Below are 7671 nucleotides of genomic sequence, written 5' to 3'. Positions count from 1 at the left end.
GGGGAGGATGGGGAGGATGGGGAGGATGGGGAGGATGGGGAGGAAGAATTCTGTCTACATTGATAAAAAAGTGTATTGAAAAATACTCTTTTCTCCTGAAAAAGCCGATTCAAGACTTAAACATAACTTGTTTATGTTATCAAGTTTTATGTTAAGAAAGATGTTTATAAAGCATAGCTTTCAAAGGGGGGTGGGGGGATTTTGCTATAACTGATCGCTGAAATTGGGGGTTGACAATTTGTATCCTTAAGGTTAATATTAAAAGTAAGGAGAATGGTATTAAGAACCTCGATAAATGAATAGTAGTGTCTTTTTAGTCATTTCTAGTTTTTTAGGAGTGGTTAATAGGTGGTTTTTCATCTTTGCATGGGACCCCATCGACGCACCTCCCAGAATCGCTGAAACCCTGATTCTTTCGTTGACCCGCGTCGATGCCATGCTAGGAGGGGGTTTGAGGGTCGTCATTTTGGCAAAAATTGCTTTGTTGATTTTTTTATCAAAGGGGTGCGTCGATTTGGGGGGCTAAAAGCCTTGATCTGTCGTTGTTCTAAAACCGAACTCTCTAGTGCTTCACCCGAAGCGGAATTAATGGAAACTAAAATTAATTAGCCGAGATTTTGGAGAAAGTTAAATCGTGCTCTAGTGCTTCACCCGAAGCGGAATTAATGGAAACTTCTTGGCTTTGGTGAGCCAAATAAATTTTTGTACAATGCCTCTCTAGTGCTTCACCCGAAGCGGAATTAATGGAAACCGCTTAAAGTCTACCCCTCCTAAAAAACCTCCTGGCTGGAGGTCACTAACTCTAGTGCTTCACCCGAAGCGGAATTAATGGAAACAGGACTGTGTCGATGGGAGCATCCATTAGCAGAAGTATTCTTACTCTAGTGCTTCACCCGAAGCGGAATTAATGGAAACACGACTGAGTCGTTGGACTGGATACTGGCATTATTATAATTGCTCTAGTGCTTCACCCGAAGCGGAATTAATGGAAACGTTATTGTCCCCAAAAATTTCAGCAACCCCTATAATATTCTCTAGTGCTTCACCCGAAGCGGAATTAATGGAAACTCTGCGCCTTGCTCATCAATCTTGATTTTTGCTTTTCTCTAGTGCTTCACCCGAAGCGGAATTAATGGAAATATCTGCGGAGGTGCAAGCAAATTAAAAAAAAGAAAGCTAACTGTTAAAAGTTAGCTTTTTTTGTTGCTGATATCAAATCCGCTTGATTGGACATAAAAAAAATCTCAAATCGTCATAATTACTCAATCTTTGTAATTCTCTCCCCTCCTTACTCATTACTCCGTACGGACGTTTTGCTGACGCTTTCGCTCCGCTAACGCTGCGCGACATGGAATAGTAGCATTCCGTAAGGAAAACGCATTAATGCTCAAGCAACGTCCCTACCTCATTACTCAATCAAGACTGAAGCAATCTATAACTGTTTAACCGGATTTGATATGATACCAATTTCAACCTGCTATACTAAAAAAATGAAATTAAATAATTACTAGCTGAATATTTCTGTAATATCATCAGGACTTACGCAAAATACTAAATAATACACCATCCGTAGGGGCGAATGGCATTCGCCCATACTAAATACAGCGGTACTGCGTAAGTCCTGATCATGTCCGGATAATTAGTGATCAAAAAACTTGCTCCTCCTTCATATCCCAAAATTTTCTCCTCTTCCGTCCTGTCTCCTGTCTCCTGTCTCCTGACTCCTCCCTCGTTATTTATAACTGTTCAACCGGACATGACAGGACTTACGCAAAATATTGGATTATACACCAGATGTAGGGGCGAACGGCCGTTCGCCCCTACTATATGTGGTGGTACTGCGTAAGTCCTGTCTGTAATACCATATTCCCTAGCGCGTAGCGCTATACTGAATAATACCGATGCTACCGGATTTGAGATAATTTCTGAGTGATAACTGATAACTGAAAAACTCAGCGGACATAAGAAGCACCATTAATATCAATAGTTGCTCCTGTGGTATGAGGAGTTAACCCAGATGCCAAAAAAGCTACCACATTCGCAACGTCCTCTGGTGTTGCCAACTTACCCAAAGGAATATCGCGGGTAGCAAACTCTTCACCCACTTCTTGCAGATAACTTTCTACTCTCTCAGTACGAACAAACCCTGGTGCAATCGCATAAGCTAAAATATTATCCTTGGCAAAACCACGAGCAATAGTACGAGTTAAAGAAATAACACCGCCTTTGCTAGCAGCATAGTGAATATGTTCGGCATCGTCTCCCCGAAAAGCAGCACGACTGGCAATATTAATAATAGTACCGCCTTTACGAGTCTGAAAATGACGAATTGCTTCTCGACATAGATCGGCAACTGCGATTAAATTTACTTGTAAAGTTTGTTGCCAAGCATCAGTCCAAATATCTATTTCATCATCTACACTAGCACTCACAAAAATACCAGCATTATTCACCAAAATATCAATATGATTCTTCCAGGCGATCGCTTCTTGCCACAATTTCACAGCAGCATTTTTTTCAGCTAAATCTACCTTTAATAAATAACATTTATCTTGACCAATTTTATCAGCTATAGTTTTTGCTGCTTGTTGTTTATGATAGTAGTGCAAAATAACATTTGCCCCTGCCTTTGCCAAAGTTTCTACTGTGGCAGCACCAATACCACTAGATGCACCTGTAATTAAAACAACTTTTCCACTTAAGTCAATCATTTTTTATTCTTACTCTCTACCGAATTATTTGGTAATCTTATATTTATAAAATTATTTATACCTAATTTTTAAATGGGATATCAGCAAACAAAACATAGATAAAACACATAAACTTTTCCAAACAAATAACCACCAAGGATGCCACCAAGCTCCAGTTTGCACTTCTACAATATCGGATAAACCAAATAATAAAAATGTGAATGTTGCTACTATTCTATGTAATCTTACTAACTCACGATTGTTAATCGCAGATATAGCAAAAGCACCTGCAAAAATAAACCAAATTCCTGCTTCAATATAGTTACCTTTCCTATAGACTGTTTCTAATATTTTGGCTTGCTGAAGAGGGTCACTATTTTGCAGTGTTAACCATAATCCTATAAATATTCCACCTAAAAAAATTAATAAAATACATAATCTGATAATTACATTTTTATTCATAAATTTTCTCTAGGAAAAAAATGGAGTTTTATCAAAATCAAATGGTTATGGTGTATGGTAATGGTTGTAAATTGTAATTATTTTTTTACAAGGCACGGGATTGGGAGCATCTTGCTCCCCTGCCAGATATTCCTTGTTCCTGTATACCATTACTATGCAGGAGTACCAATCAAATAAAGTTATTTTTGTGACAGCAAATTTCATCAAGAATCAAGTAGTTTCACAGGCAAGATGCCTGTGCTACCAAAGTTTTATCATTACAGAAAACTAATTAATCGGAAAAATTAATGATAGTAACTAACAAAAATATTTTAGAGAGTTGCCAAAAATTATTGATGAGATGCAATTTTTCCTCATACTAATTTTCTTATTTATTTCTGTGGAAACTGCTGTGGAAACTGCTAATGTTTATGAAACCTAATTCCTAAAAAAACATCATAGAGAAAACTCCAAAAGTTTTTTCCTTGCAACAATCCCAAAGATTGAGGAGAACCTTTAACATCTAAAAGTGGTTTCATTACTTCATAAGCAGGTTTGTAATTATACCAAGGTATAGATGGCCATAAATGGTGAATCAAGTGGTAGTTCTGTCCACCAATTAGGATATTGAGAATGGCGCTGGGATAAACTCTAGCATTGTGCCAGCGATCGCGCTCCTCAAAAGGACGGTGAGGCAAATAATCAAAAAATAACCCTAGAGCTATACCTACTACTAAAGCAGGGGAAAACCAGAAATTTAAAATATAGTCCACAAACCCATAATATATAGATAACCCTACAATAATGAAGACCACCAAACGGCTGAAAAACCATTCCCATAACTCAAACTTTCGCCAAAGTCGTCTTTTAAAAAAGAAGATTTCATGGTAAAAAAAACGAGCTGCAATTAGCCACAGAGGGCCACCAGTAGAAACAAAATGATCTGGGTCATTTTCTGGATCGTTAACGTGGGCGTGATGTTGTAGATGTACTCGTGTAAATACTGGAAAAGCAAAACCTAAAAGTAGAGCGCTGCCATGACCTAAAATAGCATTAACTAAGTGGTCTTTATGGGCTGAATTATGGGACGCATCGTGAATAACTGTTCCTGCTATATGTAAGGCTACTACATTCATTAAGAAGCAGCACCATCCAGGAAAGTGCCAGCAAAAGTAACCACAGGTTGATAAAACAACTATTCCTAAAGCACTCAAAAACATGAGTAAGTTAGTATTTAACCCTCCAGAAGGGCCAAGTAACTCTCTTGGGACTGTTGTTTGCAGTCCTGCCTCTAACATTGTTATTTTCACTCCTTAATATTAATTAATACTTCTTCTGGTAGCATACGATACATACAACTTTTTGTAAAGATATATGAAACAGTCTTAAGTAAATAGGATAATTAGCATTTTTGTCAAGAGAAAAAATCAAAAAATTTAGGGACGATCCCCATAGCGTTAATCAAAATCCCAAAACTTAATTAGACCTCTCCGGAAAAGAGGGAACAGGGAACAGGGAACAGGGAACAGGAAGAAGTAATTGATAATTTCTGGATAAGAATTGATTCCATTTTTAATTTTCGGAGAGGTCTATGAGATTAAATACGGCTTGGGAATGACTAAATAATATTAAGAGTCAAAAGTAATCCTTAATATTCAAACTGAAATCTAATTGATTATGCTAGTCTAAAGTGTCAATCTTACACAAGTATTTTAACTAATAAATTAGGTCAAACTCGAACTTCGTTGAGAAGTTAACTAGCTATCAGCTTTTAGCAGCTAGGGGTTAAAATCCTCTTCTCGCAGATCAAAAAATGATCCTATTGAGTCCTGAGTGTTTGTTTTATTAACTATGTTTATTGACGTTGTTGAATCAAACTATCAGGACTTACGCAGAGACTCTATATATAGTAAGGGCGAATGCCAGAAAGCCCCTACAAATGGTGCTTAAAAGGTCGATTTGCGTAGTGAGGGCGAATGCCAGAAAGCCCCTACAAATGAATTATAAATACCCCGAAAACTACTGGCTCCTGTCCCTACCCTTAACGAAGTTAGAAGTCAGAAGTCAGTAGGGGCGATTCTCTTTCTCGCCCGTACAGAAGTTATTTTTGTAACGGGGTTTTAGACCCAATCCTGTTTGATAAACAGGACTTACGCAGAACCACCATATCTAGCAGGGGCGAATGCCATTCGCCCTTACAGATAGTGTATAATTCCATTTTTTGCGTAAGTCCTGATAAATTAACTACTCCCTACTCCCTAAGATTAAAAAAATCTAAATTTTTGTTTTTTGAAGGAGTGTTTATCAAGTAATTAATGTATACAAATAATTAAAAATCAAGATATTTATCCTATCTAATCTACTAACACCCTAAACTCATGGAACTACAAAACAGTCTGCGTCGAACCAAAATAGTAGCAACCATTGGCCCAGCTACAAGTCAACCTGATGTACTGCGGGAACTAATCAAAGCAGGCGCTACAACCCTGCGACTGAACTTTTCCCACGGAACCCATGAAGATCATCAACGTAATATTCGCCTCATCCGACAAACCTCTTTTGAACTAAATCAACCGGTAGCTATTCTACAAGACCTTCAAGGACCAAAAATTAGATTAGGAAAATTTGAAACAGGTTCCATATCTTTAGAGCGTGGAGACCCCTTTATTTTGACGAGTCACTTGATGCCAGGAACTCAAGAAATTTCCTCTGTAACTTATGAACCTCTGGCAGATGAAGTGCCAGAAGGAGCAAAAATTCTCCTGGATGATGGCAAAGTAGAAATGTTGGTAGAAAAAGTAGATAAAGTAGAGAAACAACTACATTGTCGGGTGGTAGTTGGTGGTACTCTTTCTAATAATAAAGGTGTCAATTTTCCGGGAGTTTATCTATCAATTAAAGCACTGACAGACAAAGACAGAAAAGATTTAATGTTTGGTCTCGATCAAGGGGTAGACTGGGTAGCACTAAGTTTTGTGCGTAACCCCCAGGATGTTTTAGAGATTAAACAACTAATTGCTAATGCCGGGAAAAAAGTTCCTGTAATTGCCAAAATCGAAAAACACGAAGCGATCCAACAAATGGAAGAAATTTTGGTTTTGTGTAATGGAGTGATGGTTGCTCGTGGAGACTTGGGAGTAGAGCTACCAGCAGAGGATGTACCGTTGCTGCAAAAACGACTAATTTCTACTTCTAACCGGATAGGAATTCCTGTAATTACTGCTACCCAAATGTTAGATAGCATGGTGAATAACCCCCGCGCTACCCGCGCCGAAATTTCTGACGTGGCAAACGCAATTATTGATGGTACAGATGCCGTAATGTTATCAAATGAGACGGCAGTAGGAAAGTATCCTGTGGAAGCTGTCGCCACAATGGCAACTATTGCCCGAAGAATTGAGCAAGAAGTTATCACTTGTAATGTCTCGAGTGTGAATGATACAGGTCATTCGATCCCGAATGCTATTAGTCATGCAGTTAGTCAGATTGCACAAAATTTAGATGCAGCAGCTATTATGAGCTTGACAAAAACAGGTGCAACCGCACGAAATGTATCTAAGTTTCGACCAAGAACTCCTATTTTAGCAGTGACTCCCCATGTGGATGTGGCACGACAGTTACAACTTGTGTGGGGTGTGAGACCATTATTAGTGTTAGAGTTGTCTTCCACTGGTCAGACTTTCCAATCAGCAATTAGTGTAGCTCAGGAAAAGGAGTTATTAGTTGATGGAGATTTAGTAGTGATGACTGCGGGTACTTTGCAAGGTGTGGCAGGTTCAACAGATTTAATTAAAGTTGAGGTAGTAACTGCAGTTTTGGGTCAAGGTACTGGAGTTGGTCAGGGTTCTGTGAGCGGTCGCGCCAGGGTTGCTCGCAATGCGACGGAGGTTCGTGATTTTAATCCAGGAGAAATTTTGGTGGTTAATCAGACAAATGCCGAGTTTGTGGAGGCAATGCGAAAAGCTTCTGGAGTCATAACGGAAGAAGATAGTGTCACCAGTCATGCTGCAATTATTGGTTTGCGTTTGGGGTTACCAGTAATTGTGGGAGTGAAGGATGCTACCAATGTGGTGCGGGATGGAGCAATTTTGACGTTGGATACTCAAAGAGGTGTGGTTTACTCTGGAGCTAGTCAAAGGTAATCAGTTATCAGTAGTGGACTGACACAGCGAATTTTGTGCCAAATTTGTATGGTGCGTATTTACGGCTAAAATCTAGATGGTGAAAAGCATTTCACAATCCGTCGTAACGCACCATTTTTTTTATTGATCAGGACTTATATCATGTTCGGTTGAATACTTATAAATAATTATCAAGGAGTCAGGAGGTAGGGAGGTTGCATAACAAAAATGCGAACGTCCGTAGGTCCTCAGAATTTCTGGAGAAAGGAGTCAGGAGAAAAGTAGAAGTATAATATAGAATCCGGGTAATTAGTTATCGTATTACTGAGGAGTAATGAGTAATGAGTAATGAGTAATGAGTAATGAGTAAGGAGTAAGGAGTAAGGAGTAAGGAGTAATATCAAATCCGGTTGAATACA

General features: G+C 38.8%; 4 protein-coding genes and 1 CRISPR repeat array. Of the genes, 1 reads left to right on the top strand and 3 read right to left on the bottom strand.

Annotated features, from left to right (window positions below; genetic code table 11):
- Positions 1-560: 560 nt before the first annotated feature.
- Positions 561-1140: a CRISPR direct-repeat array (repeat unit 36 nt; unit sequence CTCTAGTGCTTCACCCGAAGCGGAATTAATGGAAAC).
- Positions 1141-1952: 812 nt separating this feature from the next.
- The 3 genes from F6K40_RS37195 to crtR form a co-directional block, all read right to left on the bottom strand.
- On the bottom strand, positions 1953-2711 hold the full coding sequence (locus F6K40_RS37195; RefSeq protein ID WP_293144324.1) for an SDR family NAD(P)-dependent oxidoreductase: 759 nt from the start codon (positions 2709-2711) through the stop codon (positions 1953-1955).
- 51 nt (positions 2712-2762) lie between these two features.
- Complete coding sequence (locus F6K40_RS37190; protein WP_293144321.1) at positions 2763-3152, bottom strand: hypothetical protein; 390 nt, start codon at positions 3150-3152, stop codon at positions 2763-2765.
- Positions 3153-3553: 401 nt separating this feature from the next.
- Positions 3554-4429, bottom strand: a complete 876-nt coding sequence (crtR, locus tag F6K40_RS37185) for a beta-carotene hydroxylase (RefSeq protein WP_293144318.1) — start codon at positions 4427-4429, stop codon at positions 3554-3556.
- A gap of 1080 nt (positions 4430-5509) precedes the next feature.
- Here crtR and pyk point away from each other — a divergent pair.
- Positions 5510-7273: a pyruvate kinase gene (gene pyk / locus F6K40_RS37180; protein ID WP_293144315.1), complete on the top strand. Its 1764-nt coding sequence runs from the start codon at positions 5510-5512 to the stop codon at positions 7271-7273.
- The last annotated feature ends 398 nt before the right edge of the window (positions 7274-7671 follow it).

The sequence above is a fragment of the Okeania sp. SIO3I5 genome (assembly GCF_010672085.1).
GTDB lineage: Bacteria > Cyanobacteriota > Cyanobacteriia > Cyanobacteriales > Microcoleaceae > Trichodesmium.
This window is presented reverse-complemented; position numbering and strand designations above follow the sequence as displayed.

Bases quoted from the DNA above. Each gene is read 5' to 3' on its own strand.
- F6K40_RS37195 (WP_293144324.1), bottom strand. From the start codon at position 2,711: ATGATTGACTTAAGTGGAAAAGTTGTTTTAATTACAGGTGCATCTAGT.
- F6K40_RS37190 (WP_293144321.1), bottom strand. From the start codon at position 3,152: ATGAATAAAAATGTAATTATCAGATTATGTATTTTATTAATTTTTTTA.
- pyk (WP_293144315.1), top strand. From the start codon at position 5,510: ATGGAACTACAAAACAGTCTGCGTCGAACCAAAATAGTAGCAACCATT.
- crtR (WP_293144318.1), bottom strand. From the start codon at position 4,429: ATGTTAGAGGCAGGACTGCAAACAACAGTCCCAAGAGAGTTACTTGGC.